The organism is Micromonospora echinofusca (assembly GCF_017614955.1).
GTDB classification, from domain to species: domain Bacteria; phylum Actinomycetota; class Actinomycetes; order Mycobacteriales; family Micromonosporaceae; genus Micromonospora; species Micromonospora echinofusca_A.
The window spans coordinates 1-819 of the sequence record NZ_WVUH01000703.1; the positions used below are offsets into that span (position 1 = coordinate 1).

General features: G+C 74.4%; 1 pseudogene. It reads right to left on the reverse strand.

The annotated features are described in order from the left end of the window. Positions 1 to 213: 213 nt before the first annotated feature. Positions 214 to 819 (reverse strand): annotated as a pseudogene (locus tag GSF22_RS33985) (hypothetical protein); the annotation flags it as partial.

Sequence of the window (819 nt, forward strand, 5' to 3'; positions counted from 1 at the left end):
GTCCCGGGGTGCGGTGGCTGCCCGGCGTCGACCGGACGGCCCGGTGCCCGTCGTCGGGGTGGTCTGGTTCGCCGGCACGGCGTCCTCTCTGGCCCGGTGCGCCGGCTGCCCGTCGGTGGGGGCGGCCGGCGTGGCGTTGGCAGGAGTGGTGGCATTGGCAGTGGCTGAGGGTACCCGGACGGGTGGCCGGGTGCGGTGGGTCCTCGGGCCGATTCAGGACGGCCGGCGGGTGACCAGGGCCAATGTGAACCCGGGCAGGTGCCAGGTCTGTCCGGTCAGGTAGTGCTGCCGCAGCAGCGGTTCCTTCTGGTCGCCGAGGCCGCTGAGCGCGTCGCCGTGGTATCCGAGCCGGACGATCCACAGTCGGGCCGGCTCGCCGAGACAGCGGGCGGTGTCGGTGCACTCGGTGGCGGCGAGTTGCCCACCGGTGCGTTGTGGTCGGGTGGCCAGCAGGTCGAGGGGGCGACGGTCGACGGGTACGTAGTGTTCGACGGTGTCCCGGGCGACCCAGCTCCCGCCGGGGTCTGCGGTGCCGTAGACGATGCCGTCGCCGGTCCGGTAGCCGTCGGCGATCAGGGCGGCCAGCTGGTGGCCGGCTTCGCTGTGCCCGTCCGGTTCGCGGATGGCGAGCTGTTGCGGTACGGCCAGCGCGACGACCACCGCGAGGGTGCCGACGGTGAGGCCGACGTGGACCCGGCCCAGGGCGATGCCGGCGAGCAGCGCCCAGGCGGGCAGGGTGAACAGCAGGTACCGGGGGAGGAAGAGGGGGGTCACCTGCGCGGCGGCGTACAGGCCCAGGACGGGGACGGTGGCCCAGGC